Source organism: Pyrobaculum organotrophum (genome assembly GCF_055384425.1).
Genome location: NZ_AP042430.1, coordinates 977938 through 997425 on the forward strand (window position 1 = coordinate 977938; position 19488 = coordinate 997425).

Here is a 19488-nt window from a genome sequence, read left to right on the forward strand (position 1 = left end):
TTTGAGTTTTTATAAAACGGTTTCTTCTCTCGAAACCATGGAATCCGAGTTATGTTTCGCTTATGTTGGACAGGGATATGCGAAACCTGTAACTACAGTAAAGTGCAGTATATGTGGAGAAGAGGTAAGTTGGAGAGCGGTTGTATCTCACTACATGGGGCATGGAAAGAAGAGCGGCAGTGATATGGCGTGTCCCATTTGTAATTCCAAAGTTAAAAGCCAGGAATATAGAGAACACGTTAGGAAACATTTTGCGGTAAAGAGGGAGGCCTTTTATATCTGTGGTGTCTGTGGAAAAAGCTTTGTTTCTCTGAAGTCCCTGCTAATACATATAATGAAAACACACGAATAATGGATTTACTATATTTTTTTCTCTTAATATGGCCACCCTATGTTGCAAACGGCTCGGCAGTCTTAGCAAATAAGTTCAAAATAAGACATCCCATAGATTTTGGCAAAACTTTTGTAGATGGTAGACGTATCTTTGGCGATGGGAAGACTTACGAGGGGTTTCTGATAGGTCTTTCCACAGGTACGTTTATAGGATATGCGCCAAACCTCTTGTACAAACACCTCTCTCTTCTGGACGCCTTTGTTCTGTCAATTGCAGCTCTTCTTGGCGATTTATTTGGCGCGTTTATAAAACGACGTCTTTGTATGCCAAGAGGCTACCCCGCCTTTCCGTTAGATCAACTTGATTTTCTTCTAACTTCGCTAGCCGTATACACCCTTTATAAAGACATATCTGTAGAGTATATAATCGCTGCAGTTATCATAACGCCTCTTATACATAGGATTACAAACTACATTGCGTATTACCTCCGTTTAAAAAAGGAACCTTGGTGATGTGATATTGTTATAAATCGAGGAAATGTCTCTTTTATGCATATAGTAATAGGCGATAGGACTACAGTTGCTCTCTTTAAGCTCATGGGGTTTGAGGGCAAAACTATTGAAAGTCCAGAGGAGGCATTAAAGTTTATAAAAGAACGCTTGGATACATACGATGTAATTTTTATAACTTCGAAAATAGCGAAAGCTATACGGAAGGAGCTTGACGAAATTAGAATGAGAAACCCACGTAAGCTTCTAGTAGAGGTTCCCAGCGTGGAAGAGGGAATGGAGCGCGAGGTTAACTATTTGCAAATAGTAAGGCAAGTACTCGGCGGATAATTTATAAAATGTTCTGAAAAGAATTTTCATGTCATTATTTGAAGACCTAATCAATTCAAAAATTCGTGAACTTGAAGAACTTAAGTCAAATCTTCTTATAGATATAGAGACTAGAATTAGAAAAGAAGCTACTGCGGTCTTAAACAAATACTCTACGCAGATAACAAACATAGAGAGTGAAGTAGCCCTAGAGCGTGAACGTATTCTTTACAGCGCGATTATAGAGGCAAGAAGAAAAATAGTAGAAACCTATGAACAGATATTAAATGATTTTATAGAGACAATATATAACGAAGTAGATAAGTTAAGAGGTAGCGAGAGATATGTAAAATTTCTGCGCTTTCTTATAGAAAGCGCTATAAATTACACTCAAACTAAAGACGTCATAATTTATGCATCGCCCAAGGACAGAGGAGTAGTTGAGACACTTGCGAAAAATCTCGGAATTACAGGTTTTGTGATAGAAAAAGACTTAAAAGGCGGCGTGATAGTAATGACAAGGGACGGCTCAATTACAGTAGACTACTCTCTAGAGACTCTACTCTCTAACAAACTTGAAGAATTAAAACACCTCATATATTTAGAAACACATGAGCGGTAAAATAGAGTATATTTCAGGACCCGTTGTTAAAGCCGACCTTCCAGGTGCGAGACTATATGAACTTGTATTTGTTGGCGAGATTAAGCTGTTTGGAGAAGTAGTTAGAGTACAGGGAGATAAAGCCTTTATCCAAGTATATGAGGACACCACTGGTTTAAAACCTGGAGAGCCCGTTGTAAGAACAGGCGAACCTCTTAGCGCATGGCTAGGCCCTACAATAATGGGCAAGATATATGATGGAGTGCAAAGGCCATTGAAAAACATAGAGGAGATTTCTAAAAGTCCATTTATTGCCCGTGGCATAGGCTACGACCAAGCACCACCACTGGATTTAAAAGCTGAATTTGACTTTAAGCCAAACGTCAAACCAGGAGAGGAGGTTTATCCAGGCGATGTACTTGGCTCTGTAAAAGAGACAGAACTTATAACCCATTACATTCTATACCCACCTTTACCGGAATATGTCCCAGGCGCCGTTGAATGGATAGCAGATGGAAAATATAAGGTTGATGATGTAATTGCCAGGATTAAGACTAAACGCGGCGTAATTGAAGTCAAAATGTGGCACAAATGGCCAGTACGTAGACCGCGGCCATTTAGAGAGAAGTTGCCGCCTGTAGAGCCGTTAATAACAGGAGTTCGCACCATAGATACTATGTTTCCCATAGCTAAAGGGGGCACAGCCGCTATCCCCGGTCCCTTTGGATCCGGCAAAACTGTTACCATACGCACATTGTCTATGTATGCACAGAGTAGAATTATAATACCGGTCTTATGCGGCGAACGCGGTAATGAGGCAGCTGATGCCTTACAGGGACTGCTTAAGTTAAAAGACCCGAACACAGGAAGACCACTACTTGAGAGAACCACAATTATCGTCAACACATCAAACATGCCTGTAGCTGCTAGAGAAGCCTCAGTGTATATGGGTACAACTATTGGCGAGTATTTCCGCGATCAAGGCTATGACGTATTAGTACTTGCAGATTCTACATCACGTTGGGCAGAGGCTATGCGCGAAGTAGCCTTACGTATCGGCGAGATGCCATCAGAAGAGGGATACCCAGCGTATTTGCCGACAAGACTCGCAGAATTTTACGAACGCGCAGGCCGCGTAGTGCTCATGGGAAGCAAAGAGCGTATAGGCTCGCTTACTATCGCGGCCTCAGTAAGTCCGCCAGGTGGCGACTTTACGGAACCCGTCACATCTAATACTCTACGTTTTATCGGCGCGTTTTGGCCCCTATCGCCGAGGTTAGCGTATTCAAGACATTATCCAGCTATTGACTGGCTTTTGGCATTTTCACGTTATGTAGATACCGTAGAAGTGTGGTGGTCAAAAAATATATCTCCTGATTGGAGGAAAATTAGAGATACTCTACAGTCTATATTAGTTAAAGAGGCTGAACTACAGGAGATAGTGAGAATCCTAGGGACAGAGGCTTTAAGCGAATATGAAAAACACATTCTAAATGTTGCATACATGATTAGAGAGGGCTTTCTAAAGCAAGATGCTTACAACCCTGTGGACACGCCTTCGTCACCAATTAAACAGTATCTACTTATGAAAGCTATATATGCCTATTACGAGGAGGGGTTAAAGGCTATAGAGGCAGGAATTCCCGCCTCGGTATTAAGAGAACTAGAAACTGTTAAGCGCCTACCAAGACTAAGAATGGAGATTACAAACGATGTAGCTAAAGAGGAATTGACGAAGTTTATAGAGATGCTAATTTCTGAAATTAGAACAACAATCAGTAAGAGACAGTAACTCTTTTAAAAGTATCGAATATTTGTCGATGTGTCAAAGGCCTCCTTAGGGGTAAAAGAAGTTGTGAAAATCCCCAAAGAAGAGGCTAAAGAATTACTTAAACAACTTAGGCTTAAGCCCTGGCAATTACCCTGGATAAGATCAAGTGATCCATTGGCACAGTCAATAGGAGCTAAGCCAGGCGACGTGTTAAAAATAGTAAGAGAATCCCCCACAGCGGGCGAATTTGTGGTATATCGATTGGTCGTACCTGGGTAATTGTTACACAGTATGTTAATTTTTTATATACCACCACCTCTGGTGGAGCGATGGTAGATCTTCTTCCACTCCCCGTCATCACAAGCCAGCAGGATGATTCATTCCCCACAAAAGATGACAGATGGACTTTAGTAGAGAGATTTATTAGAGATAAAGGACTTGCTAACCATCAGATAAAGTCTTTTAACGACTTTTTAGATAAGAAACTCCCTAAGATTGTAGAAGACTTTAAAGTTATTGAGACGGAAATTAAGGGCCTTAAGCTAGTTTTAGAGCGTATTGAAGTTGGCTGGCCTAGGATTAAAGAAAGCGACGGCTCTGAATCGTTAATCTATCCCATGGAGGCCCGGCTACGTAATGCGACATATTCCGCTCCACTATATTTAACCGCCACTCTTTATGTAGACGATGAGCCATATGTCACAGAGACTTTTTACATAGGCGAATTGCCCATAATGGTTAAATCCAAGAGGTGTAATCTAACTAGACTTAAGCCTAGTGAGTATGTAAAGAAATTTGAAGATCCGCAAGACTTCGGCGGCTATTTCATAATAAATGGGAGTGAACGCGTTATTATCTCTCAAGAGGATTTAGTAACCGATAGGCCTATTTATGATAAGGGAGATAAGCCATCGGTAAAATATATTGCAAAAACCATCTCAACCGGCATAGGCTATAGAAGTACGCTTGTTGTAGAACTTAACAAAGACGGCATTATATACGTCACCCTTTCTGCCATGCCTGTAAAAATACCGTTTCCAGTATATATGAAAGCTCTTGGTCTTGAGACTGACGAAGACGTTGTCAAGGCGGTTTCTGACGACCCAGAAATACAAAAAGAGCTACTGCCCTCTCTTATAGCGGCTAACCAAATTGCCATAACAAAGGAGGATGCGTTAGATTTCATAGGCGGTAAAGTTGCCGTGGGCCAACCTAAACCTATTAGAGTTGAAAAAGCGCTTCAACTACTTGACCGTTATTTTCTCCCTCATTTAGGCACTACTGTACCTGATGAGAAAAAACAACAGGAAATTAGACTGAAGAAGGCCCTCATGCTGGGCCAAATTGTCAAGGGCCTTATAGAGTTAGACCTCGGCAGAAGAAAGCCCGACGATAAAGACCATGTCGCTAACAAAAGAGTTAGACTAGTGGGCGATTTGATGACTCAACTCTTCAGGACAGTCTTTAAGCAGTTTTTGCAAGAGTTAAAAAGCCAGTTAGAGAAGTATTATGCGCGGGGTAGAATTCCGCATATTCAGACTATAGTGAGACCAGACATAATCACAGAACGTGTGAGACAAGCGCTCGCTACAGGGAATTGGGTTGGTGGTAAAACAGGCGTATCCCAGATATTAGATCGCACTAATTATATGTCAACTTTAAGCTACTTAAGACGTATTGTATCATCGCTTTCTAGGACACAACCTCACTTTGAGGCGCGTGATCTTCATCCAACTCAATGGGGTAGACTTTGTGCCGTGGAAACGCCAGAGGGACAAAACGTCGGTCTTGTTAAAAACTTGGCGCTTCTCGCAGAGATAACTACAGGTGTTGACGAGGGGGAGGTAGAGCAGTTGTTATATAACCTAGGCGTTGTGCCTATTTTAAAGGCCAGAGACGAGGGCATCCGTGGTGCGGAGGTCTACATCAACGGGAGATTAATAGGTATACATCCTAACCCAGACGAATTAGCCAGGACAGTAAGAAGCCTAAGAAGACAGGGGAAAATAAGTGATGAAATAAACATAGCTGTCTTAAACAATGCTGTATATGTCAACTGCGACGGAGGCCGCATTAGAAGGCCTCTCTTAGTCGTAGAAAATGGAAAACTCAAATTAACAAAAGAAATTGTTGAAAAAGTTAGACGTGGCGAATTGACGTGGGACGACTTAGTAAAAATGGGAGTTATAGAGTACCTAGATGCTGACGAAGAGGAGAATGCCTATATCGCCACAGATCCTCACGATGACTTAAGCAAATACACACATGTCGAGATTATACCATCTGCTATACTTGGCGCCGTGGCGTCTATAATACCCTATCTTGAGCATAACCAATCGCCGCGTAATCAGTATGAAGCTGCGATGGCTAAACAATCTCTCGGACTACCGCAGTCTAACTTCCTCTATAAACTTGATTCACGAGGCCACATGTTATATTACCCCGAAAGACCTATTGTCACAACAAGAGGCTTAGAGCTTATAGGCTATTCAAAAAAGCCGGCTGGACAAAACGCCGTTGTTGCACTTCTCACATACACGGGCTACAATATGGAAGACGCCATTATTTTAAACAAAGCCGCAGTAGAGCGTGGCATGTTCCGTTCGGTCTTCTACCGCACTTATGAAACAGAGGAACAGAAATATCCTGGCGGAGAGGAGGATAAAATAGAAGTACCAGATAGTTCAGTTAAAGGTTATAGAGGACCTGAAGCATACAGCCACCTAGACGAAGACGGCATAGCTCCACCAGAGGTCTATGTTAGTAGTAACGAGGTTATTATAGGCAAAACGTCGCCGCCTAGATTTTACACGACGCTAGAGACAGAACGTATTTTAAAAGAGAGAAGAGATTCCTCTGTTGCTGTAAGACGCGGCGAGAAGGGCATTGTAGATAGGGTAATTATTACGGAGTCTCCAGAAGGCAATAGGTTAGTAAAAGTGAGACTGAGAGAACTTAGGATTCCAGAACTAGGTGATAAGTTTGCCTCTCGCCATGGCCAAAAGGGCGTTGTTGGCATGATATTGAGACACGAGGATATGCCATTTACGGAGGAGGGCATAGTCCCAGATATAATCGTTAATCCACATGCGTTGCCATCGCGTATGACTGTAGGACAGCTTTTAGAAAGTATAGCAGGGAAAATAGGGGCGTCTCTTGGCGCATTAGTAGATGCAACGCCGTTCGAAGGTGTAAAAGAAGAAGAACTAAGAAAACTACTAATGAAGCTAGGCTATAAGTGGGATGGCAAAGAGGTTATGTACAGTGGAATAACAGGCGAAAAGCTTGTGGCAGATATCTTCATAGGCGTAGTCTACTACCAGAAACTACATCACATGGTTGCCGACAAGATCCACGCAAGAGCAAGAGGGCCTGTCCAGATCTTAACTAGACAACCAACTGAGGGGCGTTCGCGCGAGGGCGGCCTTAGGTTAGGCGAGATGGAAAGAGACGTCTTGATCGCACACGGCGCCTCGGCGTTGCTATATGAAAGACTTGTCGAATCTAGTGACAAATATACGATGTATGTATGTGAGCTGTGCGGGCTCCCGGCTTATTTAGATGCCAGAACAAACAAGCCGAGGTGTCCGATACACGGCGACACTGGGCAGTTCGCTAAAGTAATAGTGCCGTATGCATTTAAACTACTTCTGCAAGAGCTGATAGCCCTTGGCATATATCCAAAGCTTGAGCTTTCTGAAATTTTAGAATAGCTGGCTTATAATCTTTATATATTAACTTGTATCTAACGCCGTGTCGTTAAGGGAGGAACTTGACACAATCCCCCGGAAGGTAATAAAGTCTATCAGGTTTGGGATTCTCAGCCCAGAGATGATAAGAAAGTACTCGGTAATGGAGGTTACAACCTCCGAAGTTTATGACGAAGGCGGATTGCCCGTAAGAGGGGGGGTTGCCGATCGTAGACTTGGCGTTGCCGAGCCTGGGGCACGATGTGAAACCTGTGGTCAAACACATGACGTATGTCCTGGGCATTTTGGTCACATAGAGTTGGTAAAACCTGTTATACACGTCGGATTTGCGCGAATTATCTACGATATTTTAAGAACGACGTGTCCCAATTGTGGCCGTATTATGTTAAAAGACGAAGAAATACAGCGTTATAGAGAGAGATTGACAAAATTAAAAGGCAAATGGAGACTATTGGCGTTGAATTTACATGAGAAGATTCGTAAGAAGGCTTCAGAGAGAATGACTTGTCCACATTGTGGCTACAAGAGGAATAAAATTAGGTTTGAACGGCCCTACTACTTCTATGAGGAAACAGAGGAGGGGGCTTTGGTAAGACTAGATCCAGAGACTCTAAGGGATAGATTAGCTAAAATTCCAAATGAGGATTTGGAACTTCTCGGGATAAACCCCTCTGTCGCTCGGCCGGAGTGGGCTATTTTAAAAGTTCTACCGGTCCCGCCGCCACATGTAAGACCTTCTATACAGCTTGAAAGTGGCGTTAGATCTGAAGACGACTTAACACATAAACTTGTCGATATCATCCGTATGAACGAAAAGTTAAAGATAGCTATTGAAACCGGCGCGCCGACTAATGTGGTAGATAACTTATGGGACCTCCTACAGTACCACATAGCCACGTACTTTGATAATGAATTGCCAGGAATACCTGTGGCAAAACATAGAGGAGGTAGGCCGCTTAAAGGCATTGCCCAACGTCTAAAAGGCAAAGAGGGTAGATTTAGAGGATCTCTCTCTGGAAAACGTGTAAATTTCTCGGCACGTACAGTCATAAGCCCAGACCCTCATATAAGTATAAACGAGGTGGGTGTACCATATGATGTGGCTAAAATATTGACTGTACCCGAGAGAGTTACGCCGTGGAATGTTGACATACTGCGAGAGTACGTCATAAGAGGACCTGAGACTTGGCCAGGTGCAAATTATGTAGTTACTCCAGAAGGGAGAAGAATAGACTTACGTTATGTAAAAGATAGAAGAGCTCTCGCAGAAAGATTAGCGCCAGGTTGGATCGTTGAAAGACATTTGATAGATGGCGACATTGTTCTCTTTAATAGACAGCCGAGTCTCCACAGAGTGTCCATGATGGGACATTTAGTAAAAGTATTGCCGGGCAGAACCTTTAGACTGCACCTAGCTGTTTGTCCGCCATATAACGCCGATTTTGACGGAGATGAAATGAATTTGCATGTGCCCCAGACTGAAGAAGCTAGAGCTGAGGCGAGAACTTTAATGCTTGTAGAAAAACACATTATTACTCCGCGATATGGCGGCGCTATTATTGGCGCTAGACAAGATTATATAATTGGCGCATATATCCTTTCACATAAGTCTACATTTCTCACAAAGAAAGAAGTTGCGTACCTACTTGGGGCTGGCAAATCTGTAGAGGACCCCCCTGAGCCGGCGATATTACATCCGGTGGAGCTTTGGACAGGTAAACAGATAATTTCGCACTTCCTGCCTAAAGATTTAAACTGGGTTCAACCAACGGCGTTTAAGAGTAAATGTCAAGACGCATATAAATGTAATGGCGATGAATGGATTATTGTCATAAATGGCGATTTGGTCAAGGGTGTCTTAGACAAGAAATCTATAGGCGCAGAACAAGTGGATTCTCTATGGCACAGAATTGCCCGCGATTATCCACCAGAGATAGCAAGACAGTGGTTAGATTCTTCGCTGAGAGTATTCCTCAGATTTTTAGATCTACGTGGATTTACGTTTGGAATGGACTCAGTATATCTCCCAGACGAGGCATATAAAGAATTAAATATGATAATAGAAGAGAATCTAAAAAAGGCATATACATTAGTAGAAGAATTCAGAAGTGGACGTTTAGAGGCTATGCCTGGCTTCACAGTGGAGGAGACTTTTGAGAACAAGATTACAGAGATCTTGTCAAAAGTGCGCGAAGATGCCACGACAGTCGTAGAGAAGTACATTAAAAGAGACGCCGAAGGATATCTAATGGCTAAAACAGGCGCAAGAGGTAGCATTGTAAATATTGTACAGATGGTTGCAACGCTAGGCCAACAGACGATAAGAGGAGAACGCATAAGGCGCGGATATAGGACTAGGGTACTACCTCACTTTCCGGTGGGTGATATAGGCCCCTTCGTAGGCGGCTTTGTAAAACGGTGTTTTAGATGCGGCTTAACTCCAGTAGAGTACTTTTTCCACGCAGCTGCAGGTAGAGACGGCTTAATAGATACAGCTGTGAGAACGGCGCAGTCAGGCTATATGCAGAGACGGCTCATTAACGCACTACAGGATGTATACACCGCGTATGATGGCACCGTTAGATTCGGCGGAGCTATATTATTACAACCGCTATACGGCGAAGATGGCGTAGATGTAAGTCGTTCTGATCATGGAAAAATCGTAGATATCAAATCGCTTAAACTTTGGATAAAATGATTTCAAAACAAGAAGTCCTAGAAAGAGTTGCCAAAATCTTGCCACAACCTATTTACAAAGAACTAGAAAATGTAGTAAAAGACCTAGACGAAGAAAAAGCGCTTCGAATAATATATCGCGTACTAAAGCTCTACATTACGTCGTTAATAGACCCAGGAGAGGCCATAGGTATTATAACAGCTCAATCTATAGGGGAGCCTAGTACACAAATGATATTACGTTCCTTCCACTATGCAGGGCTGAGAGAATTCTCAATGGCAAGAGGTCTGCCCAGGCTCATAGAAATTGTAGATGCCAGAAGAAACCCCTCTACGCCGCTTATGTTTATTTATCTAAAGCCGCCTTATAACCGGGATAGAGAGAAGGCAGAGACTGTCGCTAAAAAGATTCAACAAGTAACTCTTGAGATGTTAGCTAAAGAGATAGACGTAGACTATATAGCTGGGACTATAACAATAACACTAGACCAAGAACAATTAAAGTACCGCGGCTTAAGTCTGAAAGATGTAGAGAGAGTGGTGACAAAGACCAAGGGAAAGGACTTTACAGTGTCTATGCGTGGACATACAATTACAGTATCTTTAGCAACGCCAGACGTGCTTAGAATTAGGAAAATACGTGATAAAATCCTCCAGATAAAAATTGCCGGCATAAAGGGAGTGAGAAAAGTGGTGCTCCAATACGATACAAAAAACGGTGAGTGGTACATAATTACAGAAGGGACGAATTTAGAGGCTGTGCTCCAGCTAGAGGAGGTAGACGCTACAAGAACTTACAGCAACGACTTACATGAGGTAGAGGAGGTTTTAGGAATAGAAGCGACAAGAACTTTGGTTGCACAGGAGATAAAGCGTGTGTTAGACGAACAAGGACTTGACGTCGATATTAGACATATGTACCTAGTGGCGGACGCTATGACGTGGTCAGGCAAGTTAAGGCCCATTGGGCGTCATGGCGTCGTAGGCACGAAGGAGTCTCCGCTTGCTCGTGCAGCATTTGAAGTAACAGTAAAAACCTTGATAGAAGCTGCAGTAAGAGGGGAGGAGGAGAAGTTTAAGGGTGTTGTAGAAAGCATTATAGCTGGTAAATATATCCCTGTTGGGACAGGAATAGTACGTCTCTTAATGCAGTTTTAACAGCGATAACTTTATAAATAGTTTTTTCAGCTACGCGACGTGGTAGATATCAGTAGAGAATTGCAAGTAGCCATAAGCACAGGCAAGGTTGTAATGGGTTTCAAAGAGGTTAAGAAAACAATACTTACAAGTACTCCAAAATTGGTGATATTGGCTGCAAATACTCCTAAATGGGCAAAGGAAGACATTGAATATTATGCCAAATTAGCAGGAGTACCTGTATTTATATTCCCAGGCTCAAGTATAGAACTAGGCGCAGCGGCTAAAAGACCTCATAAAATCATGGCGCTAGCTGTAATAGATCCCGGCCAGAGCGAAATATTAAAGTTGGTTGAACATGCCTGAGATAAGATTGACTGAAGAGGAGATCCGATACGCTACGCTTTTCGAAAGTATTACAGGTATAACACCAATAGATGTAGTTCTCGATAATGAATATTCCAGAATCATTTTCGTAGTTCAGAAAAATCAAGCGGCCTTAGCTGTGGGGAGAGGCGGCTCTAATGTCAAAATGCTAAAACAAATCTTGGGCAAAGATGTAGAAATAGTAGAAGGCGGAGATACGCCGGAGGAATTAATAAAAAATAGCTTATATCCCGCCAAGGTTATTATGGTAAAAATTACAAAATCTCCCTCGGGGTCAAAAGTGGCAATAACTACTGTAGCTCCCGAGGATAAAGGTATAGCTATAGGAAAAAACGGCCGTAACATAGCACGCGCCAGGATTCTAGCTAAGAGGTATTACGACATTGATAAAATCATCTTGGCTTAAAGGCAAAAATTTATTAATAGTCAACATAGGAGAGGTGTGCCTGGTAAGAAATCGCCTTACGGACTATTTGCTGGGGGTAAGTTAAAGAGAAAAAGAAAGAGATTCAAATGGAATGACATAACATATAAGCGTAAGATGTTAGGGCTTGTTGAGAAATACGACCCCTTGGAAGGTGCGCCTATGGCACGCGGTATAGTGCTTGAGAAGGTCGGCGTAGAGGCTAGAAAACCAAACGCAGCAGTACGAAAATGTGTAAGAGTTCAACTTGTAAAAAATGGTAAAGTAGTCACTGCATTTGTTCCATTAGACGGCAGTTTAAACTACATAAATGAACATGACGAAGTCATTATTGAGCGTATCGGCGGCCCAGAGGGCAGATCTCTCGGCGACATCCCAGGCGTTAGATTCAAGGTTATTAAAGTAAACGGAGTTTCGCTCTGGGCTATTTGGCGCGGAAAGAAACAGAAGCCAACTAGGTAATGCCAAAAGCAACTATTATAGAGAAAACACCGCTGTTTTTAAAGGCAGTAATTGAGGGAGCCTATCCCTCTCTTGTAAATTCTATTAGAAGAGTAATAATATCCGAACTCCCCGTCATGGCAATAGACTATGTTGTAATAGTAAGCAATACGTCTGTAATGTATGACGAAATGTTAGCACATAGACTGGGGCTTGTCCCCTTGACAACGCCGCTACAAGCCCTTCCGCCGATAGAAGATTGTGAAACAGGACTTGTTGATCCATCGGAGTGTACCGTTAGGCTTATGCTCCAGATAAACGCGGAAAGTGATAAAATTGTTTACTCAGGTGACTTGGTGTCAGAAAGGCCAGATGTGGTGCCCGTATATAAGGATATACCAATTGTTAAGCTTGTAAAGGGCCAAAGTATTATATTAGAGGCCTATGCTAAGCTTGGCCGTGCAAAAGAACATGCAAAATGGCAAGCCGCACTTGCAAGCTACTATTACTATCCCAGAATTAAAGTGCTAGATGAGAAATGCAAAGAAGAATGTAAGGATATCTGTAAAGAATTGACAAATCCGTTTGAATGTACTTTTAATAAAGCTTGGACATGTAGAGATATTTGTGGCGATAGGCTAATAGTTGAGTGGGATAGGTATAAATATGTCTTCTGGGTTGAATCATTTGGTAATTACGATGTCGAGACAGCACTAAGGGAAGCCTTTAGAATCTTAAAGAAGAAGTTTTCCGACTTTATAACCACCTTAACTCAGAAAGCTGGTAGTCTAGTAGAGACAAAAGTTTAAATATAGAAACTCTCGCAGAAGCGGTATGCCTCCTAATCCGACCGGACCTACAAATAGACAGCTAAGGATGTTGGCAAGATTTCTTAGAAAAGCGGCTACGGCTAACTCTGCTAATATATGGAGGGTAGTAGCAGAGTTCATAGAACGACCTAGGAGACAGAGAGTAGTAGTAAATGTCGGTAAGTTAAATAGAGTAGCTAACGATGGAGATATAGTAGTAATACCGGGGAAATTACTAGGCGGAGGAGAGCTTAAGAGAAGGATAATAGTTGCGTCTGTAAACGTATCGCGCAAAGCAGCGCAGAAGGTAATTGAGGCGGGAGGAGAGCTTTTGACAATCCCGGAACTAGTGAGAAGAAATCCAAAAGGAAGCAATGTAAAGATAGTGATATGATTATCGAAAAGAGAGAGCTTGAGCAATTGCCAGAGAGAGGCGAGATAATCATCGACGCAGATGGCCATATAGCTGGCAGGTTAGCGACATATGTTGCTAAAGCGTTGTTAGAAAGACCTAGTCTTAGGATTGTTGTTGTAAACGCCGAAAAATTAGTAATCACGGGAGATCGTAAAATGGTAATTGAGTGGTTTAAGAGAAAGATAAGCGAGTGGCGTACTCATTACAACCCAGAGAAGGCTGGGCCTAAGATACCGAGAAGGCCGGATAGAGTTTTCAAGAGAATTGTAAGAGGAATGTTACCCAAGAAGAATATGCGTGGACGTTCTGCATTAAAACGCCTAAGGGTCTATATGTCTATACCACTGGAGATGTTAAACAGGAAAAAACTAGTTTTATATGAGGTACCTTTGGCAAAGCTCAAGGTGAAGCCGTTAGCAAAATTTGTAACTCTTGAAGAGGTTTGGCGTAATATAGACTTTGCTGCTTGGGAACAATGGAAACGCGCGCAAGAGATATGGCAGAAAAGAATTAAACAAGTCACTGGCGGGTAGCTATGGAAGTTAAAATCCAGGGAGCCGAAGTTCTACAAGAGACGCCTAGGGTCGTAATATCCGTTGGAAAAAAGAAAACAGCTGTAGCCAGAGCAATTATAAAGCCGGGAATAGGCCGTGTTAGAATCAACGGATATCCGCTGGAACTATGGCCTATTGAGATGGCCAGATTAAAAATGAGTGAACCTTTGATTCTTGCCGGCGAATTAGCAAAAAAAGTTGACATAGAGGTAAATGTATCTGGTGGGGGCTTCATGGGACAAGCAACAGCGGTGAGAATAGCCATTGCGAGAGGACTTGTTGCATATTTCCAAAGCCAAGAACTAAAAGAGCTTTATGAAAAATACGATCCGTATATGCTCAAGGGCGATCCTAGGAGGACAGAGCCCAAGAAACCTGGCATTAAACACGCCAGAAGCAAGAGGCAGAAGGCTTATCGATGATTGTACCAGTCAGGTGTTTTACATGTGGTAAACCGCTTGGACACCTTTATGTAACTTTCAAGCACAGAGTCCTCGCTGGAGAGCACCCTGGACGTGTGTTAGACGAGTTAGGGGTTCATAGGTATTGTTGCAGAAGAACTCTCATAGCACATGTAGAATGGATAGATGACTTATTAGTTTACGAAAAACGTAGCTGATGAAATTCGGAGAATAATTTTATATACTGCGGAAATATGGCCTTTTTATGTCTAAGGCGTCACAGCAATTAAAATTACCTTCTCCAATTAAGGTATTGACAAAAATGCTAAACAAAGAGATTGTTGCCCGACTAAAGGGGGGAGTTGCAGTAAAAGGTACTTTGACAGCTTATGATGGCTGTATGAATCTGGTTCTTGACAATGCTGCAGAGTTAAATAACTCTGGCGAGCCTGTCACACGATATGGTAGAATTGTGGTTAGAGGGTCCCAAGTAATTTATGTCTCGGCATTAGAGGTAACACCATGATAGTCATAGAGAAGGTAGACAAAACGCCTGTAGTAAAGCGACTTGTAGAAATTGTAGAGAGAAAAGGCCAGGGACATCCCGATTATATTGCAGACGGTATTTCTGAGTGGGTAAGTAGATACTTATCAAGATATTACCTAGAACATTTTGGTATAATTCTCCATCACAATGTCGATAAAACTCTTGTAGTTGGCGGTCAGGCGGCACCGCGTTTTGGCGGCGGCGAGGTCTTACAACCAATATACATACTAGTCTCCGGCAGAGCAACATATGAGGTAAGAACTAAGGATGGCGTGGTAAAGGTGCCGTTAGGCACATTGGTTATGCAAGCAGCGAGAGATTGGATAAAACAACATTTCCGTTTCCTTGACCCCGATACACACGTAGTAATTGACTATAAGATAGGCCAAGGTTCTGCAGACCTGGTAGGAATATATGACTTGGGCGTAAAGAGCGTGCCTTTAGCTAACGACACCTCTGTGGGCGTTGGGTATGCACCACTTACGCCTCTAGAACAGCTTGTATATAAGACTGAAAGACTCTTGAACTCCAGAGACTTTAAGGCGAAATATCCAGAAGTCGGAGAAGATGTTAAAGTCATGGGCGTTAGAGTTGGAAAAGAGGTTAAACTAACGGTGGCTGCCGCTATGATTAGTAAATTAGTGAAAGACAAGAGCCACTACTTATCTGTAAAAGAGGATGTAAAAAAAGCTGTCGAAGATCTCGCCTCTAAAGTAGCCCCTGAGTATAACATAGAAGTTGTAGTCAATGCCGCAGACAAGCCCGAACACGGCATTTTCTATCTAACTGTGACGGGGACTTCTGCAGAGCATGGCGACGATGGTATGACAGGCAGAGGCAATAGGGCAAATGGCCTTATAACTCCCATGAGATCTATGTCACTGGAAGCGGCAGCCGGTAAAAACCCTGTGAGTCATGTCGGAAAAATTTACAATGTTGTCGCACAGAGAATCGCAGATAAGGTGTATAATCAGGTCAAAGATATTATCGAAGTATATGTGGAAATTGTTTCACAAATAGGAAAGCCCATAAACGAGCCTAAAATTCTAAATGTTGAAATTATAAAAAGTGGCGAGCTCACAGGCGAGGTTAGAAACGAGGTAGAAGCCATTGCTAGAGAGGAAATTGAAAAGATTACACAGATTACCGACTATATCCTAAGAGGGGAAGTGTCTCTGTATTAAACCTCGTCTGTATTGTTCCACAATCTTTCTAAGGTCGATTTCTTTCCTCTCCTCTATCTTACGTCTTATGTCTTCGACTAGTTTCTTTACAAGATCTTGGTCAATCACGTAGAACTCGCCTAACTGTAGCTTAGCCACTTGTTTTAAAGGCACTCCAAGAGTTTTCCGCGCTACAGCCTCTTCTACTGACTCGATATTTCTACAGATTGTGCCCACAGGTTCGTCTCCTTTGCACTCTACAGTTTCGGATGTGTGTATTAGTTTGTACTTCGAACCGTAGTTAGATAGGATTTCTATAAACACTTTCTTAAGCTGCTCCAATTCTGCTTCCTTTTTTATTAACTCGCTTGTTAACGTCTCTACTCTTGTTTGCAACTCTCTATATCTTAAATCGCGCCATTTTTCGTCTTCAAGTCGTTTACGTAATTGTGTATATTCTTGTCTCAGGGTTTCCAACTCTTTACGTAACTGTTGGTTTTCGTATTCAAGAGCCCTTATCTGTGTTTCTAATGCGCTCTCCCTTCTTCCACATGGTTTCTCCGCCGTAATGTATACTACACGTACCTCTTTCTCTTCGCGTTTCTTTAATGCCTCAGATACAGCTTGAGCTATGGAGTATCCACGTACTACGAGAGCTTTTGCGTATTCCAACTGTTCTAGATTTAAAATTTTTCCAAATTCTTTTTCTATTTTGTCAAATTTAAGCTTATACTCTTGGTAGGCTCTGTAGGCTGCTACCAAAGCATCGCGCTCATGGCTAGATTTTACACGCCAATTTATTTTGTCAAGTATCTCTGTCTTCTCCTCAGAAGACAAGTCTTTACCTGGCGTATAGAGAACTGCCCCGCTCATGGCGGCAAGACGCTTTACAAACTCTGGCGCTTCTGCTACATCTGTGGCAATAAGCACCGGTATACCCCATTGGCGTACATACCTTAATATATCACCTCTGGAAAGCCCCCTCCGTGCCGCTGTATCTAAAACTTCTCCATCTAAGGTAAGTATTGCAAGACCTGTGACGACACCTGGATCTACGCCAAGTATTAAATAACGCTCATGTGAGGGAGTTCCTCCTCTTTTTGCAGGAGCTGAGTAAATAGTAACTGCGACATCTATGCTGCGCATTGGTTTTATATATCTCCTTACTACCTCTTTGTTAGCATAGACTACAAACTTTGCAGATGTCACCTCGCCGGACTCCTCCTTTATAAATAAGTCGTAATCTAATTTAGCTTCTTTCAATTTTAACTCTATCTTAGACGCAATAGACTTTATTCTATGGGTGATATTTCTCATAAAACGATTTCTGCTCATGCCGCCCGGCGTCGTGGATATTTTCCTATATATCAATATGATGGTCTCTTCTTCAAAAAGCTTTACCGGAGTGCCAATGCCTAGACTTGCTAGCAGAGCCAAATATTCCGCAGTTTCTAGAGGTGTCAAGTGGCTCTTGGCAACTCCGAAATATTCCTGCACCAACTCCTCCATTTTTTTGAAGCCCAGTTTGTCTCTGGTAACTTCAATTACCTCAACGGTGTAGGGTAGCTTGCTTAATAACTTTATGAGAGCTCTACCATATTGAAATAATTCACTCACGTTGTCTACAGCCAAGGTTCTTATGGCATACTTTTTAAATAAGGATGGCAAATTACGTGGATTTACAATACCCTTTTCTAAAGTAGTTTTACCCTCTACAACTATGTATGCAAAGTTTCCGTCAGGCGTTATATCAATGCCAAGTATAGCCACAAGCTATGAGAAGACATACTTATTAATCTCTATCATGAAGTTTTTACTTCTCTCTCTGCCTTCTTCGGCTATTTTAAATAGCTCATCAACGGGTATTTCAACGCCGTTTTTCTTGAAAAACGACGAAATATTCTCGAGATCGCGCTTGAGATATGTGCTAGAGTTGGGATAACTTGCAGGAATCCATTGTGGCCAATCGATTATATAACTCCTTTTGCCTACAAGTATGTTATATGGCGAGAGGTCGCCGTGGATAATACCCAAGCCCAAGGCCTTACGAAGTGTTTCAACTATATCGTCTGCGACTTTTTTAAAGTCGTAATATGTAAGTCGGTAAAGCTCAATGCCATCTATATATGCCATAACTACTACATGTCTATTATATGCAATAGGCTCCGGTACTAATCCACCCACTCCAAAGATTTTATCTAGGGCAAAAAATTCGGCAAATGCCGAAAGCCTAGTCTCATATATCTGTCGAAGGTGTTTATATTTACGCAACCGCGATATAAAAGCCTCTTCGTATCTAAACACAGATACTCCACCACGGTGGAATTTAATCGCTACTTTAAATCCAGAGGGAGTTTCGCCTACATATACCACAGATTCTTTGCCTACTCCTATAGGCGTAGGAGATATCTTTACAAGTTTTCGTTTAACTCTTAGTGTATGTATAGCGAGTATATCATAGCCTGCCACTGTAATTTTCCACCCTAAATATGGCGAGAGGTTTCGCCGCAATAATCCAAAATAGTGAAGACGACGTATAATTTCAGAAACTTGCTCTTTTCTAAGCCTAGACCATCTTTCTATCAACTCTTGTGGGACAAATTCATACTTCTTATGTCCAGCCTCTATGATCCTAAGTACCCTTAGCTCTCTTTTTGATAATTTATCGTAAATCTCGACCAAGCTTTTAAGCACAATTTAAAAAGATATACCGTGGGTTAAAAATGTGAGGAAAATTATTACCTTAGTTTCAAGAGAACAAGCTGTAATAGGCCACAGATTTCGCGTAGTAAGTATTCCCGACGAGTGCAAGTCGTGTAAACTATATGCTGTGTGTCTAGGAAAATTAACGCCAGGTAGGAGTTACGAAGTTATCGAAATAAGACCCTCTCTTGGACAAAGGTGTAAAATCACTGGCGAGGAGGTCGTACCAGTTGTCGCCGCGGAGTTGCCTATCGTTGGGTTGGTACCCCTTAACAAAGCACTGGAGGGAGCCATAGTGACTTTTGAAGGAGAATGTAAAGGGTGTAAGGATTGTCCAGACAACATAGTTAAACCTGGCGAAAAGATAAAGATAATTAGAGTGTTAGGAAGGACGAGATGTAAAGATAGAGATTTCGCTACTGTTGAGTTTTATATCTTAGAAGCGCCTTTACCCTCAGAATTAGGTGCCGTAGGGACTTATCAAGACCCTTCTCGCGTGCCTCTTTTACGACGTCCTTTAAAATAACCTTTGCCTCTGAGATTTTGCCTTCAGACGCTAGCTTTTCCGCCTCTCTTAGACGTGTTATGAGTCTTGCA

Annotated in this window: 22 protein-coding genes; 20 read left to right on the forward strand and 2 right to left on the reverse strand. The window is 42.2% G+C overall.

Going from position 1 to position 19488, the window contains the following annotated elements; genetic code table 11:
* The first annotated feature begins 37 nt into the window (after positions 1 to 37).
* The 19 genes from ACZ49R_RS05900 to ACZ49R_RS05990 are packed head-to-tail and all read left to right on the forward strand — an operon-like array spanning position 38 to position 16209.
* Positions 38 to 352 carry a C2H2-type zinc finger protein gene (locus ACZ49R_RS05900; protein ID WP_464732348.1) on the forward strand — a complete coding sequence of 105 codons (315 nt, stop codon included), beginning with the start codon at positions 38 to 40 and terminating at the stop codon, positions 350 to 352.
* Positions 352 to 846 carry a CDP-2,3-bis-(O-geranylgeranyl)-sn-glycerol synthase gene (locus ACZ49R_RS05905; RefSeq protein WP_011762462.1) on the forward strand — a complete coding sequence of 165 codons (495 nt, stop codon included), beginning with the start codon at positions 352 to 354 and terminating at the stop codon, positions 844 to 846. Before ACZ49R_RS05900 ends, ACZ49R_RS05905 begins: the two co-directional genes overlap by 1 nt.
* Before the next feature lie 36 nt (positions 847 to 882).
* Positions 883 to 1173 carry a V-type ATP synthase subunit F gene (locus tag ACZ49R_RS05910; protein ID WP_011762461.1) on the forward strand — a complete coding sequence of 97 codons (291 nt, stop codon included), beginning with the start codon at positions 883 to 885 and terminating at the stop codon, positions 1171 to 1173.
* A 28-nt stretch (positions 1174 to 1201) separates the two neighbouring features.
* Positions 1202 to 1774, forward strand: coding sequence for a V-type ATP synthase subunit E (locus ACZ49R_RS05915; protein ID WP_464732349.1), 573 nt, complete (start codon positions 1202 to 1204; stop codon positions 1772 to 1774).
* Positions 1764 to 3545, forward strand: a complete 1782-nt coding sequence (locus tag ACZ49R_RS05920) for a V-type ATP synthase subunit A (protein ID WP_464732350.1) — start codon at positions 1764 to 1766, stop codon at positions 3543 to 3545. The genes ACZ49R_RS05915 and ACZ49R_RS05920 overlap by 11 nt, the downstream gene beginning before the upstream one ends.
* Positions 3546 to 3575: 30 nt before the next feature.
* The gene (locus ACZ49R_RS05925; RefSeq protein ID WP_011762458.1) at positions 3576 to 3803 is read left to right on the forward strand and encodes a DNA-directed RNA polymerase subunit H; all 228 of its coding nucleotides are present in this window, start codon (positions 3576 to 3578) and stop codon (positions 3801 to 3803) included.
* A 50-nt stretch (positions 3804 to 3853) separates the two neighbouring features.
* Positions 3854 to 7237, forward strand: a complete 3384-nt coding sequence (locus ACZ49R_RS05930) for a DNA-directed RNA polymerase subunit B (RefSeq protein ID WP_464732351.1) — start codon at positions 3854 to 3856, stop codon at positions 7235 to 7237.
* 40 nt (positions 7238 to 7277) lie between these two features.
* Complete coding sequence (gene rpoA1 / locus ACZ49R_RS05935; RefSeq protein WP_464732352.1) at positions 7278 to 9932, forward strand: DNA-directed RNA polymerase subunit A'; 2655 nt, start codon at positions 7278 to 7280, stop codon at positions 9930 to 9932.
* Positions 9929 to 11068 carry a DNA-directed RNA polymerase subunit A'' gene (rpoA2, locus tag ACZ49R_RS05940; protein ID WP_011762455.1) on the forward strand — a complete coding sequence of 380 codons (1140 nt, stop codon included), beginning with the start codon at positions 9929 to 9931 and terminating at the stop codon, positions 11066 to 11068. Before rpoA1 ends, rpoA2 begins: the two co-directional genes overlap by 4 nt.
* 39 nt (positions 11069 to 11107) lie before the next feature.
* Entirely contained in the window at positions 11108 to 11413 is a 306-nt protein-coding gene (locus ACZ49R_RS05945; RefSeq protein WP_464732353.1) for a 50S ribosomal protein L30e, read from the forward strand.
* Complete coding sequence (locus tag ACZ49R_RS05950) at positions 11406 to 11840, forward strand: NusA-like transcription termination signal-binding factor (RefSeq protein WP_464732354.1); 435 nt, start codon at positions 11406 to 11408, stop codon at positions 11838 to 11840. Before ACZ49R_RS05945 ends, ACZ49R_RS05950 begins: the two co-directional genes overlap by 8 nt.
* A 36-nt stretch (positions 11841 to 11876) precedes the next feature.
* Complete coding sequence (locus ACZ49R_RS05955) at positions 11877 to 12320, forward strand: 30S ribosomal protein S12 (RefSeq protein ID WP_011762452.1); 444 nt, start codon at positions 11877 to 11879, stop codon at positions 12318 to 12320.
* The gene (locus tag ACZ49R_RS05960; protein ID WP_464732355.1) at positions 12320 to 13108 is read left to right on the forward strand and encodes a DNA-directed RNA polymerase subunit D; all 789 of its coding nucleotides are present in this window, start codon (positions 12320 to 12322) and stop codon (positions 13106 to 13108) included. The genes ACZ49R_RS05955 and ACZ49R_RS05960 overlap by 1 nt, the downstream gene beginning before the upstream one ends.
* 25 nt (positions 13109 to 13133) lie before the next feature.
* On the forward strand, positions 13134 to 13502 hold the full coding sequence (locus ACZ49R_RS05965) for a 50S ribosomal protein L18e (RefSeq protein WP_464732356.1): 369 nt from the start codon (positions 13134 to 13136) through the stop codon (positions 13500 to 13502).
* Entirely contained in the window at positions 13499 to 14056 is a 558-nt protein-coding gene (locus ACZ49R_RS05970) for a 50S ribosomal protein L13 (RefSeq protein WP_011762449.1), read from the forward strand. Before ACZ49R_RS05965 ends, ACZ49R_RS05970 begins: the two co-directional genes overlap by 4 nt.
* Before the next feature lie 2 nt (positions 14057 to 14058).
* The gene (locus ACZ49R_RS05975) at positions 14059 to 14499 is read left to right on the forward strand and encodes a 30S ribosomal protein S9 (RefSeq protein WP_011762448.1); all 441 of its coding nucleotides are present in this window, start codon (positions 14059 to 14061) and stop codon (positions 14497 to 14499) included.
* On the forward strand, positions 14496 to 14696 hold the full coding sequence (locus ACZ49R_RS05980) for a DNA-directed RNA polymerase subunit N (protein ID WP_464732357.1): 201 nt from the start codon (positions 14496 to 14498) through the stop codon (positions 14694 to 14696). The genes ACZ49R_RS05975 and ACZ49R_RS05980 overlap by 4 nt, the downstream gene beginning before the upstream one ends.
* A 47-nt stretch (positions 14697 to 14743) precedes the next feature.
* Positions 14744 to 15004, forward strand: coding sequence for a U6 snRNA-associated Sm-like protein LSm6 (locus ACZ49R_RS05985; RefSeq protein WP_464732358.1), 261 nt, complete (start codon positions 14744 to 14746; stop codon positions 15002 to 15004).
* Entirely contained in the window at positions 15001 to 16209 is a 1209-nt protein-coding gene (locus ACZ49R_RS05990; RefSeq protein WP_464732359.1) for a methionine adenosyltransferase, read from the forward strand. Before ACZ49R_RS05985 ends, ACZ49R_RS05990 begins: the two co-directional genes overlap by 4 nt.
* On the opposite strand, the gene ACZ49R_RS05995 is transcribed toward ACZ49R_RS05990, so the two are convergent.
* Positions 16183 to 17958 (reverse strand): DUF460 domain-containing protein, encoded by a 1776-nt coding sequence (locus tag ACZ49R_RS05995; RefSeq protein ID WP_011762444.1) that lies wholly within the window; start codon positions 17956 to 17958, stop codon positions 16183 to 16185. The two genes, ACZ49R_RS05990 and ACZ49R_RS05995, sit on opposite strands and share 27 nt — an antisense overlap.
* A 3-nt stretch (positions 17959 to 17961) precedes the next feature.
* On the reverse strand, positions 17962 to 18882 hold the full coding sequence (locus ACZ49R_RS06000; RefSeq protein ID WP_011762443.1) for an RIO1 family regulatory kinase/ATPase domain-containing protein: 921 nt from the start codon (positions 18880 to 18882) through the stop codon (positions 17962 to 17964).
* Between the two features lie 31 nt (positions 18883 to 18913).
* Here ACZ49R_RS06000 and ACZ49R_RS06005 point away from each other — a divergent pair, with 31 nt between their 5' ends.
* Positions 18914 to 19417, forward strand: a complete 504-nt coding sequence (locus tag ACZ49R_RS06005; RefSeq protein WP_464732360.1) for a UPF0179 family protein — start codon at positions 18914 to 18916, stop codon at positions 19415 to 19417.
* Positions 19418 to 19488 lie beyond the last annotated feature (71 nt).